Consider the following 16,805-nt stretch of genomic DNA (forward strand, 5'->3'; position numbering starts at 1 on the left):
TTCCATCGGGAACAATCCGGGCACGAGAAGACCTCGAATCCGACCTGCTCGAATCCGACCTGGAGGTCCGATCGACCGCCTACCGCGAGGCAGCCGGCCAGGTTTTCCCGGGTCGGTCATGCTTCTGGCGGACAAGGCCGGTTTGTCCGGATCCGTGCCTCCATGCCGGCCTTCGACAAAGCCCTGGGCCGCCCGCTGTGCCCCGGACAACTCTGGGGTGGCCGGGCCCGGAGTTTCGAGCGTCTCAGGTCCCCACAATCGACTCTGGTCCGTCTCACACCTGTGACCTGGTGTTTTGCAGACAACCGAGGGATGAGCGTGAGACGCTCACCCGGTCCCACTGGAGCGGGCGTATGACACAATCGGACCCGTCTCAAAGCCCTGACCGGGCATTTGAGACGAGTGGTCGGGGGGTGGGAAGCCACGGAGAACAACGGGGTTTACTCGCTGGCGCTGTCGCGCGCTGTCGGACGACTCCGGACGCCTGCGTCCGGAGTCGCCATTCCCCGAACCGGATCCGTCATTTCCCAAGTCTTGCGAGGTCTGATGGGCACCACCTGGAGAGCACTGCCGGCCGACATGCCAAATGAGGCGTTCCAGCTGACGGAGCAGCTCCGTGCCGTGAAAGATGAAACCGGCCTTTCACTGTCTGAGATGGCGGCAAAAACGCATTACAGCAAGGCATCGTGGGAACGATGGCTCAACGGCAAGAGGCTTATTACGCCGGAGGCATTGAAGAGCCTTGGCGCCGTCACGGACCGCGATCTCCAGAAGCTGCTCGAATTGCACTCGAGGGCGCGCATCGTCTTCACGACGACCGCGCCGGTCGGCCAGGCCGAGGAGCCGTCTCCATCGGCGGCGGAGCTCATGCCGAGCGAGCCGCCCACCGTCCCGGTCACCGCCGAGCCCTCACAGACGTCCGTCCTGCCCGCCGAGCCCTCGGGAACACTGCCCGTCTGGCGGCGGCGTCCGGTCGTGATCGCCACCGCTGCGGCGGCCCTGGTCGTCCTGGTGTGCACCCTGCTGCTGCTTCGTCCGGCGGAGCCCCACCAGTCGGTCAGTACCGCCGGCGCCGGACAGCCCGCACCGTGCCGGGGTGTGGGCTGCAACGGCAAGGACCCGGCGCAGACCGGCTGCGAGGCAGACGACCACACGCTCCTGACGACCAACAACGGCAAGGTGGTGCTGTACCTGCACTACAGCCCGAGGTGCCAGGCCGCCTGGTCCTCCCTCACCGACGGTGAACCGGGCGATACCGCCACCATCACCACGGGTACCGGACAGCAGCAGACGGCCCTGATCCACCAGGGGTTCGACAACTACTCCACCATGCTGGACGCGAGCGACCCGAAGACGACGCTGCAGGTGTGCGGTGTCCAACCAGCCGGCCGGGCCTGCACCCTCACCTATTCCGATCCGGTCGATCAGCCCTGGGTGGCGCAACCCAGCCCTTCGCCCACCGCGACGCCCAGCCAACACCCGTAAGCACCATCGGCGTGTCTGCCGCCGTCTGGCAGGAACAGTCATCCCGGGCCGGCGTCGGCTCGACCGCGCCTCAGCTGTCGCGCAGGACGCGCGCAGCGAGGTGCGGGGCCACTCTGCTCAAGACGTCCAGCACCCGGATGGTGGCAATGCCGGCCGTTCTGGCTCCGCTGTCCGAGGGACAGGACGACCAGGGACGCGGCCTTCGCGGGCGGGAGCCTGCCGCAGCCCAAGCCGTCGGGGCATCGTCGTGTCGACCAGGGGCACCGGGCATCCAGGACATCGGCGAGCTCAAGGGGTTGCCGGGACCTCGGAGTGACGGTCTGCCCCGCCCATCCGGTCCATCACCATCCACCTGGTCGGATACGGCCCCTCCGCCAGCACCGTCGGCGCCAACCGGGCCGGCCGGGCCGCCGTCAACGCGATCGTGAAGCTGCTCGGCGAACCGTCCGAGGCCCAGGTCCCCGCGCAGCCGTGGTGATCACTTGGACGGCCCGCCGGGCACGCGGTCGGTCACGGCGGAACCTCAGTGATCACCAGGACCTGTGGAGAGCCCCGGTCCGATGAGTACGGCAGCCCCGGCGTTCAGGGCGTTCAGCGGTCGTAGTCGACCGTGACGCGGTCGGAGACCGGGCGGGCCTGGCAGGTCAGGACGTAGCCGGCCGCCACCTCCTTCTCCTCCAGGGCGAAGTTGCGGCGCATGGTGACCTCGCCCTCGGTGACCAGTGCCCGGCAGGTGCCGCAGACACCGCCCTTGCAGGCGAAGGGCAGGTCGGGCCTGGCCCGCTGGGCGCCGTCCAGGATCGAGCGGTCGCGCGGGAGGGTGAGGGTGCCCGAGCGGCCGTCGAGGACCACCGTCACCTCGCTCGACGCGCCGTCCGCCGCGCCGCCCTCCTCGGGGCGCTCGGCAACCGGTTCGTCCTCCGCGTGGAACAGTTCCTGGTGCACCCGCTCGGCGGGCACGCCCAGGCCGGCGAGCAGCTCCTTCGCCCCCTCGACCATGCCGTACGGGCCGCAGAGCCACCAGTGATCGGTCTGCTCGACGTCCACCAGAGCCTCGACCAGGGCCCTGACCCGCTCCGGGTCGAGCCGGCCGCTGAGCAGTTCGGCGTCACGGGTCTCCCGGGAGAGCACGTGCAGCAGTTGGAAGCGTCCGAGGTGGCGGTCCTTCAGGTCGGCCAGCTCGTCGGCGAACATCACCGTGTCGCTGCGCCGGTTCCCGTAGAGCAGGGTGACCTCCGAGCCCTCGTCGGCGGCCAGGACCGACCCCGCGATGGACACCATCGGCGTGATTCCCGAACCGGCGGCGAGCAGCACATGCCGGGCTGAGACGCCCAGTTCGGGGCTGAACAGGCCCGACGGCGGCAGCACCTCGACCCGGTCGCCCGCCGCCGCCGCGCGGACCAGCCAGCGCGAGAACAGCCCGCCGGGCACCTCCCGGACCGCGATCCGCAGCGGACCGCCGACCGGCGAACAGATCGAGTACGAGCGGCGCTCGTCCGCGCCGTCCACCATCCGACGGAGGGTCAGCGTCTGGCCGGGGCGGAACGTGAACTCGGCGGCCAGCTCCGGCGGCACCTCGAAGGTGACCGCGACCGCGTCCTCGCAGAGCGGTTCCACCGTCCCAATGGACAGCTCGTGAAAGGCCGGTCGACGGACGGACATTCAGATCTCCTTGATCCGGTCGAAGGGCTCGCGGCAACTGCGGCAGCGCCAGAGCGCCTTGCAGGCGGTGGAGCCGAAACGGGACAGCTCCTCGGTGTCGGCGGAACCGCACTGCGGGCAGTGGACGACCCGCCGGATCGGCCCGAGCTGCAGCACCCCCGGACCTGCGGGCCCGTGCTGCGGCGGGGCGATACCCGCCTCGGCCAGCTTGCGACGGCCGGCCTCGGTGATCAGGTCGGTGGACCACGGCGGGTCGAGGCGCAGCCGTACCCGCACCTCCGAGTAGCCGGCCGCGCGCAGCCGGGCGTCGACGTCGGCCGCCATCTCGGCGACCGCCGGGCAGCCCGAGTAGGTCGGCGTGAGCCAGGCCGTGACGGCGCCGCCGTCCTGTTCGACCTCGGCCAGCACCCCGAGGTCGGCCAGCGTGAGCATCGGCAGCTCCGGATCCGGCACCGCCGCCGCGATCTCCCAGGCTCCACCCGGGCGCGCGCCATCGGCGGCCGGCACGGCTGCGGACGCGGGATGTGCGGACGCGGTGTGTGCACCTGCGCCGGTCTCGGGTGCGGTTCCTGCGGGTGCGGTTCCGGCCATCACCAGGTCGCCCCCGGGTGCGCGCGGGCCACCACCTGCAGTTCGGCGAGCAGCGGCCCGAGCGCCTCGGTGTGCACGCCGTCGCGGCCGGCCCGCCCGCCGACGTACGCGAGCGGCGCGGCCTGCGACACGGTCAGCCCCGCCTCGGCGATCACCTCGCCGAGCTCCCGCAGGACGGGTTCGCGCAGTTCTGCCGGGTCCACGCCGAGCCGGAGCTCCACGGGATGCGCGGTGAACAGTTCGTCCAGCAGCGGCCAGAGGCCGTCCAGCGCCGCCTGCATCCGCTGCGCCGAGTAGTCGGTGCCGTCGCCGAGCCGGAGCGTCCAGGCGGTGGCGTACTCGCGGTGGTACGCCAGCTCCTTGGTGCCGCGCGCGGCGACCGCCGCCAGCACCGGGTCGGCGTAGCCGGTGAGCCGCCGGTACAGCGCGAGGCGGGCGGTCGAGAAGAGCAGCAGTCGGGCGACGCAGTGCGCGAAGTCGCCGTTCGGGGTCTCGACCAGGCGGACGTTGCGGAAGTCGTGCTCCTCGCGCCAGTACGCGTACTCGTCCTCGCTGCGCCCGGTGCCGTCCGCCTGGCCTGCGCGGGTGAGCAGTTGGCGGGCTTGGCCGAGCAGGTCGAGCCCGAGGTTGGCGAGCGCCACCTCCTCCTCCAGCTCGGGCGCGCGGGTGCACCACTCGATCAGTCGCTGGGACAGGACCAGGGCGTCGTCGCCGAGCATCAGGCAGTAGGCACCGAGGTCAGGGCCGTCGACGCCCGGCGGCAGGTCGGTGTCCACGCCGAGCAGCGGGTCGGCGAACCCCGTCCCGTACGCCCAGCGGGCCTCGCCCTCCGGTCCGGGGGACGCCTCCGAGAGAGTCAGGTAGACGTGGTCGTCGTCCGTTCTCGGATCGGCGGTGGTACCGGCGGTCGCGTCAGTGGTCGCGTCGGTCATGACGTGTACTCCCCGTCAGATGTGCGGGACATCCTCGGGGATGTCGTAGAAGGTCGGGTGGCGGTAGACCTTGTCGCCGCTGGGGGCGAAGAACGGGTCCTGCTCGTCCGGAGCGGAGGCGGTGATGGCGTCCGAGCGGACCACCCAGAGGCTGACGCCTTCGTTGCGGCGGGTGTAGAGGTCCCGGGCGGCGAGCAGCGCCATCCGGTCGTCGGAGGCGTGCAACGAGCCGACGTGCACATGGTTGAGGCCGCGCCTGGGGCGCACGAACACCTCGTACAGCGGCCAGTCGGCCTTGGTCCCGGTCATCGTCCTGTCCCCTTTTCCTTGGGCTCGTCCTTGCCCTTGGGCTCGTCGGCTGCGTGCTCGTCGGCTGCGCTGCCGCCGGCGGCCAGGTCGCCCTCGGCTCTGCGCTTGGCGGCGTAGGCGACGGCTGCCTCGCGCACCCAGGCCCCGTCCTCGTGGGCGGCACGGCGGCGCTCGACGCGCTGGGCGTTGCACGGGCCCTGCCCCTTGATCACCTGCTTGAGCTCCGACCAGTCGGGCTCGCCGAAGTCCCAGCTGCCGCGATCCTCGTTCCAGTTCAGGGCCGGATCGGGGAGGGTGACGCCCAGGTGCTGGGCCTGCGGAACGGTCATGTCGACAAATCGCTGCCGCAGTTCGTCGTTGGTGTGGCGCTTGATCCGCCAGGCCATCGACTGGGCGGTGTTCGGCGAGTCGTCGTCCGGCGGGCCGAACATCATCAGCGACGGCCACCACCACCGGTCCACCGCGTCCTGCACCATGCGGCGCTGGGCGTCGGTGCCACGCATCAGGGTCATCAGCAGCTCGTAGCCCTGCCGCTGGTGGAAGGACTCCTCCTTGCAGATCCGCACCATCGCGCGGGCGTAGGGACCGTAGCTGCAACGGCAGAGCGGCACCTGGTTGCAGATCGCCGCACCGTCCACCAGCCAGCCGATCACGCCGACGTCGGCGAACGTGAGCGTGGGGTAGTTGAAGATCGACGAGTACTTCTGGCGGCCGGAGACCAGCTTCTCGGTGAGCTCCGCCCGGTCCACCCCGAGGGTCTCGGCGGCGGCGTAGAGGTACAGCCCGTGGCCCGCCTCGTCCTGCGCCTTGGCCAGCAGGATCGCCTTGCGGCGCAGCGACGGCGCCCTGGTCAGCCAGTTGCCCTCCGGCTGCATCCCGATGATCTCGGAGTGCGCGTGCTGCGCGATCTGCCGGACGAGGGTCGCCCGGTAGGCGTCCGGCATCCAGTCCCGTGGCTCGATCCGCTGTTCGGCGGCCACCACCGTCTCGAAGTGCCCCTCCAGGGGCTGATCGACCATCTGCGATGCCGACACTGCACCCACCTCCCGACTGACCGTTCGGTCGGTACCATTGTGTGCGGCGAGGCGTGGAATGACAAGAGATCGCGATCTCCGGCTCTCGGCCGTCCGACGCTCGGCGGCTCCGCCCGGCAGCGGCAGCGGGCGGCAGCGCCGAGCCGTCGGTCTCACCGCACCGAGCCCCGCACCCGAGCCGTCGCGGTCACGGGCGCCGGGCGGGGCGGGGCGGGACATGGCACCGGGACTCCGTCCGGCGGACCCCGGGGGCGCGATCAGCCAGGCGTGGTTCTCCTCCACGCCCGCTGCGCGCCCCGGGCACGGGACTCCGGGGCGCGGGACTCGGGACAGGGCCCCGGGCGGCCGCCCGGGGCCTACGGGCGCTCGCGCAGTCGGGGCAGCGGGACGGCGAGCAGGGCGGCCAGGAGGGCGATGCGCGGGGCGAGTTGGTCCACCTGGATGTGCTCCTCGCGTGCGTGCGGGCCGGCCCCGACCGCGCCCAGACCGTCCAGGGTGGGCAGGCCGCGTGCACCCGCCAGGTTGGTGTCGCCCGCACCGCCCGCCGGGGCGCCGTCCAGCTTCTGGCCGAGAACCGCCGCCAGCGACCGGACGTGCCGCAGCAGCGGGTTGCCCGAACGCTCCGGCCAGGCCGGCCGGCTGGAGAGGACCTCCGTGCGGACCCGGGCGCCGGGTCGCAGAGCGGTCAGGTGCGCGAGGTTGTCGAGGGTGTTCCGCTCGGCCTCCGCCGTGGCGAAGCGCAGGCCGAGCTCGGCCTCGGCCCGCCCGGCCACCACGTTGGCCCTGGTGCCGCCGGTGATCCGGCCGGCGTTGAGCTCGGTGCCGGGCAGCCTGGCCAGACTGCGTACGGCGACCAGCTGGTCGACCAGTTCGTCCACGGCCGACACGCCCTGGGCCGCGTGGTTGCCCGCGTGCGCCTCACGACCGGTGACGGTCAGCCGGACTCTGGTGCTGCCGCGCCGCGCGGTCTTGAGCCGACCGTCCGGGTGCGGCGGTTCGAGGCCCAGGACGGCTGCTGCGCCCGGAAGTTGGCGTTCCACCAGCCGTCGGCCGTCGGGACTGCCGATCTCCTCGTCCGCGACCACCACCAGCCGGACCGGCCGATGCGGCCGCTCCCCCAGGTCGGCGAGCAGTGCGAACGCACCTTCCAGCAGCGCCAGCCCGGCCTTCATGTCCAGCACACCGGGGCCGCTGAGCAGGCCGTCCTGCTCCTGGACCGGCCAGTCCTGGAGCGTCCCGACCGGCCAGACCGTGTCGTGGTGGCCCACCACCAGGAGGTGCGGGAGGGTCTCGTCCCGGCCGGGCCAGGTGAGCAGCAGGTGGTCCCCCGCAGGCCCCGGCTCGCGGCGCACCTCGGCACCGGTGGCGCGGAACCCGGCGGCCAACTCCTCGGCCAGCGCGTCCAGCCGGGGCGCGTCCCCGGACGGCGACTCCATCCGGGCCAGGTCGGCGCAGCGGCGGCGGACGGCACCGGCCAGCGTGCGGGCACGAGCGCTCAACGCCTGCGGCAACCCCGGCAGCGCGGCCGTGCCGGCGGCCTCCCCGCCCTCGGCCGCACCGTCGAACCCCGCCCCGGCCCCCGCTCCAGCCCCGGGCCCGGCTCCAACTACGGCCTCGGCCGCCGACGGGCGTGCGGCCGCCGCTCGGGCGGACGACGCCGGCGCCGACGCCGTTGCTGCCGAGGCCGACGTCGATGATGCTTTCGACGCAGTACGGGACACGATCTTGCTCGAACTCGCGGGCTGCCGGGTGGCGACGTGCACCCCAACGGCGTTGGCACCGTCGGCGTGGACAGTACGGACACCAACCGCCCGTGCGCTCGCTGCGGCGTACGCGCTCACAGTCTGCGGGCCGCCGGGACGGGAACTCGCGGGCCGGGGCCCGGAACTGGACACGGGACCGGGAGCAGCGCCGGGAACGGAGCTGGGACTGGGGACAGGACTGGGACTCGGGCCGGTACCAGGACTCATCGGACGCCTCCCCGGCCACCGCTGGTATACCTGCACCGGCAGCCGCAGATTCGGTCCGGCAACGCCAGTTGGTGCGACCTCGGGCTGGGCAACACTGGGTCCTCCTCGCTCGGTCCGGCGGCCCCGGCTGGACCCGGGGCCCCGTGGACGGCAGCCTCCTGATCCATCGGCGCGCTTGAGGCACCGGCGCAGGGGAAGCCGAGAAGTGAGCCTAGAAGATTGGTTCATTCCCCTGCGAGGTGGCCCATGTACTACGTCGCGTCGACCGGCGGGCGAGGGCGGCGGCCCGGCGGGACGGTTCCCGGTCGGGCACAGAGCTCGGGCCTGGGGCAACGCACGAGCGCGGTCCCGGGATCGCGCCCACTTCCACGATGGACCTCCATCGGCATCACTGCATCGCGAAGCCGCAACACCCGGCCGATCCACGCCCGATGGGTGATGAACGCTCAGCGTTTGGTACCAGATTGGCGATCGAGGGAAGGACGACCGGCGCGCACCGCTTCACGCGACCTGGGGACTTCGAGCCGGGCGCGACCAGGACCCACGGGGACCGCAGGAATCACGGGCGCCAGGCGCACCAGCCGGGAGCCGGCCGACGGCGGATGACGGCTGGCGGCTGGCAGCTGGCGGACGGCGGAGATCAGATGTCAGATTTCGGATGACAGATATTGAAATCTGTCATCCGACATGCCATAGTCGATACCGCCAGGGCGCCCCGCCCAGCACGACCCGACGACCGTCCGCCACCAGGGAGCACACACCGTGAGCACCACCCCCGCCCGCGCCACGCTCGGCGCCAGCGCCTTCACCACCTCCGCCCTCGGCCTTGGCCTCATGGGCATGTCAGACCTCTACGGCCCGGCCGACGAGGCCGAGAGCATCGCCACCATCCACGCCGCTATGGACGCCGGGGTCACCCTGCTCGACACCGGTGACTTCTACGGCATGGGCCACAACGAGCTGCTGATCCGTGAGGCGCTGCGCGGCCGCAACCGCGAGAGCGTCGAGATCAGCGTCAAGTTCGGCGCCCAGCGCGGCCCGGACGGCAGCTGGGTCGGCTACGACGCCAGTCCCGCCGCCACCAAGACCGCGCTCGCGTACACGCTGCGCCGCCTGGGCACCGACCACATCGACGTCTACCGCCCGGCCCGGCTGGACCCGAAGGTCCCGATCGAGGAGACCGTCGGCACCATCGCCGAGCTGGTCAAGGCCGGCTACGTCCGCCACATCGGCCTGTCCGAGGTGGGTGCGGAGACCCTGCGCCGTGCCGCCGCGGTCCACCCGATCAGCGACCTGCAGATCGAGTACTCACTGCTCTCCCGCAGCCTGGAGGCCGAGGTGCTGCCCACCGCGCGTGCCCTGAACATCGGGATCACCGCGTACGGCGTGCTCTCCCGCGGTCTGCTGAGCGGTCACTGGACCAGCAGCCGCGAGATGAACGCGACCGACTTCCGCGGCCACAGCCCGCGCTTCCAGGGCGAGAACCTCACCCACAACCTCCGGCTGGTCGAGGCCCTGCGCGCGATCGCCGGGGCCAAGGGCGCCAGCGTCGCCCAGGTCGCCATCGCCTGGGTCGCCTCGCGCGGCTCGGACATCGTGCCGCTGGTCGGCGCCCGCCGCCGCGACCGCCTGGCCGAGGCTCTCGGCGCCCTGGACGTCGCCCTCACCCCGGCCGACCTCGGGGCCATCGAGGCAGCGGTCCCGGCAGGCGCCGCCGCAGGCGACAGGTACGCTGCGGCACAGATGGCCCACCTCGACAGCGAGCACTGACACCGGTCGGACCGCACCGCGAGGCGCCAGTACCGACCCGACCGCCGGCCCGTAACCGCACCGAAGGACGTACCCCGCCGTGACCACGGACAGCACACTCACTCCCGAGCAGATCCTGAGCGCGGCGGAGGACGTCCTGCGGCGGTTCGGACCGGCCAAGGCCACCGTGGTGGACATCGCCCGCGCGCTCGGCGTCAGCCACGGCAGCGTCTACCGCCACTTCCCCAGCAAGGCCGCGCTCCGCGAGGCCGTCACCCAGCGGTGGCTCGACCAGGCGCACCACGCCCTCGCCGCGATCACCGTGGAGCGCGGCCCGGCCGCCGAGCGCCTGCACCGGTGGCTGGCGACGCTCTTCGCCGCCAAGCGCAAGAAGGCACTGGACGACCCCGAGATGTTCGCCACCTACATGACGCTGGTCAACGAGCTCTCGGCCGCCGTCGAGGCGCACATCGAGACCCTGACCGCCCAGATCGCCACGATCATCCAGGACGGCATCCACCAGGGCGAGTTCCACCCGACCCACGTGGCCACCGCCGCACGCGCCGTCTTCCAGGCCACCGCGCACTTCCACGACCCGGCCCACGCCGCCGAGTGGACCGACCCGAAGTCCGAGGCCGACTTCGAGGCCCTCTGGAACCTCCTCCTCGCCGGCCTCCGCTCCCGCTGACACCTCGGCCGCGCCGAGGCCGCCCACCACGGCCGAGGCGGACCAGCGGGGCGCGGAGAGGAGAAAGCGGGAAATACGTTCGCGCGCAGCCGCCGCGAGCGGGCACGATGTCGTGCTCCAGCAGCTCTCGGATGCTGCTCCCAAACGGAGGATGACGTGCGCACTCCCCGGTCGGCCCTCGACAGTCTGCGGGGTCTCGCCCTCGGCGACGCCTTCGGCGACCGCTGGTTCAGCGTCGACAACAGCGAGGCCGACGCCCGACTCGCCGCCCGTATTCCACGCCGGGCGCCGTGGCACTGGACGGACGACACGGCGATGGCGCTGGTCCTCTTCCAACACCTGCTCCGGCACGGCGAGATCAGGCAGGCGGAGCTGGCGCGGGCGTTCGCCGACGCCTACACCGCCGACCCCGCGCGCAAGTACGGGCCGTCCATGCACCAGGTGCTGCGGGCGATCCACGAGGGCGGCGACTGGCAGGCCGTCACCTCGGGGATGTTCAACGGCCAGGGCTCGTACGGGAACGGGGCGGCGATGCGGGTCGCACCGCTCGGCGCCTGGTTCGCCGACGATCTCGACCGGGTCGCCGAGCAGGCCGAACTCTCCGCGCTCACCACGCACTTCAACCCCGAGGCGGTCGCCGGGGCGGTGGCGGTCGCGCTCGCGGCGGCGGTCGCGGCCCGCAGCCGGGGCCAATCCGCTCCCGGCCGGGTGGAGTTGCTCACCCGGATCGCCGAGTCGCTGCCGGACTCCGACGTACGGTCGGGTCTACGGGTGGCGGCCCGGTTCCCGGAGGGTACGTCCGTCCGGCATGCGGCAGCCGTGCTCGGGTCCGGGTTGCAGATCTCCGCGCCGGACACCGTGCCGTTCGCCCTCTGGTGCGCGGCAGGGCAGTTGGACTCACTGCCGGAGGCGATCTGGGACACCCTCGGCGGCTGGGGCGACATGGACACCACCTGCGCCATCGCGGCGGGGGTCGTCGCCGCCCGCACCGGCTGCGCCGAGGTGCCGTCGAGCTGGACCGCCGCACAGGAGGATCTGCCCGGCTGGGTCGCCGGGGTGTGAGCCCGTACCCGAACGGCAGGGACGGTGGGTCCGCGTCGCGGCGGACCCACCGGCCTTGTCAGTCGCGGGAGTTGCCGAAGATCAGCCGGTAGGCGATCAGGAGCACCAGCGAGCCGACTATTGCCGCGCCCCAGGTGGCGGGGTCGTAGAAGTGCTTGGCCACCGACCGGTGCAGGAAGGTCGCCGAGAGCCAGCCCCCCACGAAGGAACCGGCGATACCGATCAGGGTGGTGCCGATGAGGCCGCCCGGGTCACGTCCGGGCAGCAGGATTTTCGCGATTGCCCCGGCCAGCACGCCGAGGATGATCCAGCTGATGAATCCCATACGTCTCTCCAACCCTTCGCCGCGCTGCCGAGCGCAACCGTACTGCCACCGAGGACGCGTACCGCTGCCGGATCGGTTCCAGCCCGCAGCCGACCGGGGTAGGACTCCCGAGCATCGCCGTGGCCGATGACCCCGATCCCCGAGCAGCGGGCCCGGATCCGGGGGCTTCATGAAGTCATGAGAGGGTCGGGCGGTCCCGGCACCCCGAGCCCTGCGCGACGAGCGCGGCATCGCAGGTCTCCAGCCCCCAAAGGAGCAGCCGTCGCGGGAGCAGCCGGAGCCAAGGGCACGAGGACGAAGGAAGCAGAGCCATGACCACGGGACGCGTACTGATCGCGGACGACGACGCCGCCATCCGTCGCTCGCTGGAGCGCGGGCTGCGGCTGAGCGGGTTCACCGTGCTGCTCGCCGAGGACGGTCCCGGCGCACTACGACTGCTCACCGGGAGCGGTAACAGGAGCGGCACCGGGGCCGCGACCGGAGCCACGGTCGGAGCCGCGCCCGACGTCGTGGTGCTCGATGTCTCGATGCCGGGCCTGAGCGGCACCGAGGTGTGCCGAACCCTGCGGGCGAAGGGCGACGACACGCCGGTGCTGATGCTCTCGGCACTGGACGAGGTCGCGGACCGGGTCGCCGGGCTCCAGGCCGGGGCCGACGACTACCTGGTCAAGCCGTTCGCCCTGGAGGAACTCGTGCTGCGGATCAGGGCGCTGCTCCGCCGCCGGACACCCCCGCCCGCAGCCGGAGCTGCCGATCCGCCGCCCTCCCCGGTCCTGCGCGCCGGACCGCTGGAGATCGACCCCGCCACCCGCCAGGCACATCTCGACGGCCTGGAACTCCAGCTCACCAGAAGGGAGTTCGAGCTGCTGGTGCAGCTGGTCAGAAACGTCGGCCTGGTGCTCACCCGGGACCAGTTGCTCGACCGGGTCTGGGGCTACGACTTCGAGGTGCGGACCGACGCCGTCGACACGTTCATCAGCTATCTCCGGCGCAAGCTGGAGGAGGGCGGACGCCCCCGGCTGATCCACACCGTCCGCGGCGTCGGCTTCGTGCTGCGCCCGCCCAGCCCCCGGGTTGCCCAGGAGCCCGCCGGCACCCGAGTCGTCCCGGAGCCGCCCGGCCGTCCGGTCCAGCCGCAGCGGCGCAGAGCCGGAGAGGCGCGCGGCCGATGAGACTCTCGACCCGGATCGCGCTCTCGGTGACCGTCCTGGTACCGCTGCTGGTGCTGGCCGCCGGGCTGCTGGTGCTGGGACTGGTCGGCCGCGACCTGCGGCATCAGCAGGACACCCGGCTCCAGGACCGGGCCTCGCTCGTCCGAACCGACGTCCGGGCGCTGCTGACGGCCGACCGGGGCGGGCGCCCCCGGGTCGAGCAGAGCCAGCATCGCAAGGTGCTTGCCGACTCCCTCGACGCGGGGATCCGGGTGGTGGCGGCGGACGGCACGGTGGTCCTGACCGGCGGTCCGCAGCCCACCGACCCGGCGCGGCTGCCCGCGGCGACCCCGGACGGCCCGGCCACCGTCCGGGACAAGGGCCACGCCTGGCGGGTTCTGGCGGTACCACTGGACGGCCAGGCGCCCGGAACGCTCTGGCTGCTCGCCCCGGCCTCGGCCACCGAGCCGGAGCTCGCCGCGGTACGGCGGCGAGTGCTGCTGGTGGCCCTGCTCACCGCACCCGTCTCGGGACTGCTGGCCTATGCCCTGGCCGACCGGGCCACCGCCTCGCTGCGCCGGCTCAGCCGCCGCGCGCACGAGCTGGACCCCGGAGCCGGTGCGGCCGGCTTCGCCACCGAGCGGGCCAACGTCGCCGAGGTGGACGAACTCGCGGCCTCGATCGCCGGGTTGCTCGCCCGCTACGAGGAGCAGGCCGGGCGCACCGCGCAGGCGCTGGACACCGCACGGTCGTTCTCCTCGGCAGCCTCGCACGAGTTGCGCACTCCGCTGATGAGCATGCGCACCAACCTGGACGTGCTGGCCGCACACCCCGATCTCCCGGCCGGGGAACGGGCGGAGGTGACGGCGGACCTGCGGAGCGAGCACGCCCGGCTGCTGGATCTGCTGACCGCGCTGCGCACGCTGGCCCAGGGCGACCTGGTCGAGCTGACGGCCTTCGACCCGCTGGATCTGGCCGAGTTGACGGACTCGGTGGCGGGCGGGACGGCACGGCGGAGCCCCGAGGCGGTACTGACCACCGAGCTGCCCGCCGAGCTCCGGTTCTTCGGCTGGGAGGCGGGCCTGCGGATCCTGCTGGTGAACCTGCTCAACAACGCCGTGGTGCACGGCCGTTCAACCCCGGCACCAGCACCAACAGGGCCGACCGACACTGCGGGTGCGCGTCCGGCCGGGGCGACGGCGCGGATCGCGGTGCGGCTGCGGGCCGAGGGCGGGTTCGCGGTGCTCACGGTTGACGACGGCGGACCGGGGATCTCACCGGGCGAGCGCGAGAAGGTCTTCGCCCGCTTCCACCGCCGGCCGGGCAGTCCGGGTTCGGGGCTCGGCCTGACCCTCGTCGCCCAGCAGGTGGCACTGCACCGGGGCACGGTGACGGTCGGGACTCCTCCGGACGGAGTGGGTTGCAGGTTCGAGGTCCGCCTGCCGCTGTCGGCCACCGACGCCCCGCCCGCGCAACTGCCCGCCCGGCGCGACTGGCTCTCCGGCCAGGAGCGCGGCCCGAAGGTGCGGCAGCACCCGTAGGACGGCTGACCGGTCCGACCCGTGAGCCACCCGTGCAGCGGCCCGGCTCCGGATCACAGGGAATCCAGTCCAGGGAATCCAGTCACAGGGAATCCACAAGAACGCCCGCTACCTTCCAGCCACGTCGACTCGCCCAAGGGTCGGCATCCCGTGGCACTGGAGGAGATTCAGCCATGTTCCCGAACCGCAAGGCCACCGCCGCGCTCGGCGCACTCACCCTGGCCGGCGCCCTGTTCGCCGCCGCTCCCGCTGAGGCGGCGACCAGGACGGCCCCGAAGGGCGACGGTGCTGCCGCCATCTGCAAGCGCCTGCCCAAGACCGAGAAGCGGGTCGCCGACTCGATCACCCGGCTGAACGGCGACGCCACCGTTCCCGGCTCGATCGCCCGCCTGGAGCAGCGGGTGGCCAACGCCAAGACGGCCGGCCACACCGAGATCGAGAAGTACCTCAACGACCGGCTCACCTTCCGCAAGAGCCTGCTGCCGACCCTGCAGACCCGGCAGGCCGACCTGAAGTCCGTGGCGACCTGGTGCGGCGCGCAGGGCGAGGGCACGGCGGCGGCCAAGTGACCGTACGCCGTTCCGCGACTGCCGTCCTGCTCGCTGCGGCGCTCCTCGGCGCGGCTCCGCTGCTCACGGCCTGCGGACCGACCAGCGCCGCGCCCGCGCCGGCGAACCCCGCGAGTTCGGCCACTCCTGCGGCACCTGCGACGCAGGCGGCGGGCGGCAGCGACGACGCCCAACTGAAGGACATGCAGCAGAAGGTGGATGCCGCCGACAGCGCCGCCGCCCAGGCGGACTCGGACGCGGCCAAGGACAACTGACCCGGCCCACGACCCGGCCCGCCGACCGAATCCGGCCCACCGGGGCGTCGCAGGCCGCCGCCCTTCCTTCGACCGGCCTGCCCCGTCTCCCCCGGGGCAGGCCGGTCTGCTGTGCTGGGCGGGCCCACACTCGGCCACTCGGGCGGTACCGGATAGCGGCACCGGATGGCGGCAATCGGGCAGCACTGCATGGCAGTACCGGACAGCGGCAAGGTGACCGACAGGCGGTCCGCGCTTGACGTGCCGGGCTTGCCTCCGCAACGATCAGCTCATGGACACCGGCACCACCCTGGTCTGCCGCCTGCACGTCGATCTGCGACGCCAGGCGAGCGATATGTGTGCCTGCTGACGGTTCTTCTCTCCCTGTGACGTCTGCCAGGGTCTGAGCCGCGCTCTCGCGTCCCCCTTCTTCACGTCGTCCCGCCTGTCGTACGCTCCTGCGCTCCCCGTGCATCCGCGTCCGGCAGCCTCCTTCGGCCTTCCCGAGGATGCCCCATGAGCCTTGATCTCGTGAGCCCTGATCTCGCCCCTGCCCCTGCCGCCTCCGGGGCGGCGCGGTCCGCCCCGCTCTCGCCGAACGCCCTGCGCAGCATCGTCCGCGAGCTGGCCGAGCAGCCCGACCGGTGGCTGCCCCGGGTCCGGCTCGCCGCCGAGGACCGCTGGTACGAACGGCTGGAGCGTAGCGAGGAGCACGAGATCTGGCTGATCAGCTGGCTGCCGGGCCAGTCCACCGGGTTCCACGACCACGGCGGTTCGCGCGGCGCCTTCATGGTGACGCTGGGCGAGTTGGAGGAGCTGTCGCTGGGCGGCCCCGGGCAGGGGCTGCTGATCCGGCGGCTGACCTCGGGCACCGCCCGCGCCTTCGGACCCGAGTACCTGCACGATGTCCGGAACACGGGCGGCGGTCCGGCGGTTACCATCCACGCGTACTCACCGCCGCTGGAGTCGATGTCCCGTTACGAACTGCGCGCCGAGGGCCTGGTGCGCACCGCGCTGGAAGGACCGGAACAGTGGTGATGACGATCGAGGAGCTGGTCGAGCGGTCGCGGGCCGGGGTGCACCGGCCGGGACCGGCGGAGGCGTACCGGGCGGCGGCGGAGGGCGCGCTGCTGGTGGACATCCGCCCGGCGGCGCAGCGGGCGCGTGAGGGCGGTGTCCCCGGTGCCCTGATCATCGAACGCAATGTGCTGGAGTGGCGGCTCGATCCGACGGGCAGTCACCGCATCCCGGAGGCGACCGGGCACGAGCTGGCGGTGATCGTGGTCTGCTCGGAGGGCTACGCCTCCAGCCTGGCCGCCGCGAGCCTGCGCGAGCTGGGACTGCACCGGGCGACGGATCTGGACGGCGGCTTCGTCGCCTGGGCGGCGGCGGGCCTCCCGACCGTGGACGGCACAGACGGCGATTCGTAGCGCAAGGCACGGAATGGGAAGGTTTGCACCCGCCGAGGACGGGGAAAGCCGTCACGATCCGAAGATCAGTTCGA

The 16,805-nt window shown here is 72.5% G+C and carries 17 protein-coding genes; 10 read left to right on the forward strand and 7 right to left on the reverse strand.

The window, feature by feature from the left end; genetic code table 11:
• The first annotated feature begins 546 nt into the window (after positions 1-546).
• Complete coding sequence (locus tag UK12_RS01120) at positions 547-1,485, forward strand: DUF2690 domain-containing protein (RefSeq protein ID WP_082119196.1); 939 nt, start codon at positions 547-549, stop codon at positions 1,483-1,485.
• A gap of 591 nt (positions 1,486-2,076) precedes the next feature.
• Here the strand turns inward: UK12_RS01120 and paaE are convergent.
• From paaE to UK12_RS01150, 6 genes are all read right to left on the reverse strand, one after another.
• Positions 2,077-3,147 (reverse strand): 1,2-phenylacetyl-CoA epoxidase subunit PaaE, encoded by a 1,071-nt coding sequence (gene paaE, locus UK12_RS01125; RefSeq protein ID WP_045298338.1) that lies wholly within the window; start codon positions 3,145-3,147, stop codon positions 2,077-2,079.
• A complete protein-coding gene (gene paaD / locus UK12_RS01130; RefSeq protein ID WP_045298521.1) occupies positions 3,148-3,654 on the reverse strand; it encodes a 1,2-phenylacetyl-CoA epoxidase subunit PaaD in 507 nt (168 codons plus the stop codon).
• Positions 3,655-3,737: 83 nt separating this feature from the next.
• Positions 3,738-4,670, reverse strand: a complete 933-nt coding sequence (gene paaC, locus UK12_RS01135; protein ID WP_082119198.1) for a 1,2-phenylacetyl-CoA epoxidase subunit PaaC — start codon at positions 4,668-4,670, stop codon at positions 3,738-3,740.
• Positions 4,671-4,685: 15 nt separating this feature from the next.
• Positions 4,686-4,979, reverse strand: a complete 294-nt coding sequence (paaB, locus tag UK12_RS01140; RefSeq protein ID WP_045298340.1) for a 1,2-phenylacetyl-CoA epoxidase subunit PaaB — start codon at positions 4,977-4,979, stop codon at positions 4,686-4,688.
• Entirely contained in the window at positions 4,976-5,998 is a 1,023-nt protein-coding gene (paaA, locus tag UK12_RS01145; protein ID WP_082119199.1) for a 1,2-phenylacetyl-CoA epoxidase subunit PaaA, read from the reverse strand. The genes paaB and paaA overlap by 4 nt, the downstream gene beginning before the upstream one ends.
• Positions 5,999-6,369: 371 nt before the next feature.
• Entirely contained in the window at positions 6,370-7,512 is a 1,143-nt protein-coding gene (locus UK12_RS01150; protein WP_231590980.1) for a M20 family metallopeptidase, read from the reverse strand.
• Positions 7,513-8,745: 1,233 nt separating this feature from the next.
• Here UK12_RS01150 and UK12_RS01155 point away from each other — a divergent pair.
• The 3 genes from UK12_RS01155 (at position 8,746) to UK12_RS01165 (ending at position 11,482) form a co-directional block, all read left to right on the forward strand.
• Positions 8,746-9,753: an aldo/keto reductase gene (locus UK12_RS01155; RefSeq protein ID WP_045298342.1), complete on the forward strand. Its 1,008-nt coding sequence runs from the start codon at positions 8,746-8,748 to the stop codon at positions 9,751-9,753.
• Between the two features lie 79 nt (positions 9,754-9,832).
• Entirely contained in the window at positions 9,833-10,420 is a 588-nt protein-coding gene (locus tag UK12_RS01160; protein ID WP_045298344.1) for a TetR family transcriptional regulator, read from the forward strand.
• A gap of 156 nt (positions 10,421-10,576) precedes the next feature.
• Positions 10,577-11,482: an ADP-ribosylglycohydrolase family protein gene (locus UK12_RS01165; RefSeq protein WP_045298346.1), complete on the forward strand. Its 906-nt coding sequence runs from the start codon at positions 10,577-10,579 to the stop codon at positions 11,480-11,482.
• 58 nt (positions 11,483-11,540) lie between these two features.
• On the opposite strand, the gene UK12_RS01170 is transcribed toward UK12_RS01165, so the two are convergent.
• Positions 11,541-11,807 (reverse strand): GlsB/YeaQ/YmgE family stress response membrane protein, encoded by a 267-nt coding sequence (locus tag UK12_RS01170; RefSeq protein ID WP_045298348.1) that lies wholly within the window; start codon positions 11,805-11,807, stop codon positions 11,541-11,543.
• Positions 11,808-12,118: 311 nt separating this feature from the next.
• Between UK12_RS01170 and UK12_RS01175 the strand changes: the two genes are divergently transcribed.
• The 6 genes from UK12_RS01175 (at position 12,119) to UK12_RS01200 (ending at position 16,731) form a co-directional block, all read left to right on the forward strand.
• Complete coding sequence (locus UK12_RS01175) at positions 12,119-12,979, forward strand: response regulator transcription factor (RefSeq protein WP_082119200.1); 861 nt, start codon at positions 12,119-12,121, stop codon at positions 12,977-12,979.
• On the forward strand, positions 12,976-14,499 hold the full coding sequence (locus UK12_RS01180) for a sensor histidine kinase (protein WP_045298350.1): 1,524 nt from the start codon (positions 12,976-12,978) through the stop codon (positions 14,497-14,499). The genes UK12_RS01175 and UK12_RS01180 overlap by 4 nt, the downstream gene beginning before the upstream one ends.
• Positions 14,500-14,672: 173 nt before the next feature.
• Positions 14,673-15,068 (forward strand): hypothetical protein, encoded by a 396-nt coding sequence (locus tag UK12_RS01185; RefSeq protein ID WP_045298352.1) that lies wholly within the window; start codon positions 14,673-14,675, stop codon positions 15,066-15,068.
• Positions 15,065-15,322: a hypothetical protein gene (locus tag UK12_RS01190; protein WP_045298354.1), complete on the forward strand. Its 258-nt coding sequence runs from the start codon at positions 15,065-15,067 to the stop codon at positions 15,320-15,322. The genes UK12_RS01185 and UK12_RS01190 overlap by 4 nt, the downstream gene beginning before the upstream one ends.
• A 495-nt stretch (positions 15,323-15,817) precedes the next feature.
• Positions 15,818-16,339, forward strand: coding sequence for a cysteine dioxygenase (locus UK12_RS01195; protein ID WP_045298356.1), 522 nt, complete (start codon positions 15,818-15,820; stop codon positions 16,337-16,339).
• Positions 16,339-16,731 (forward strand): rhodanese-like domain-containing protein, encoded by a 393-nt coding sequence (locus tag UK12_RS01200; protein ID WP_045298530.1) that lies wholly within the window; start codon positions 16,339-16,341, stop codon positions 16,729-16,731. The genes UK12_RS01195 and UK12_RS01200 overlap by 1 nt, the downstream gene beginning before the upstream one ends.
• The last annotated feature ends 74 nt before the right edge of the window (positions 16,732-16,805 follow it).

Origin of the sequence: Saccharothrix sp. ST-888 (genome assembly GCF_000955975.1) — a bacterium.
Classification (GTDB): domain Bacteria; phylum Actinomycetota; class Actinomycetes; order Streptomycetales; family Streptomycetaceae; genus Kitasatospora.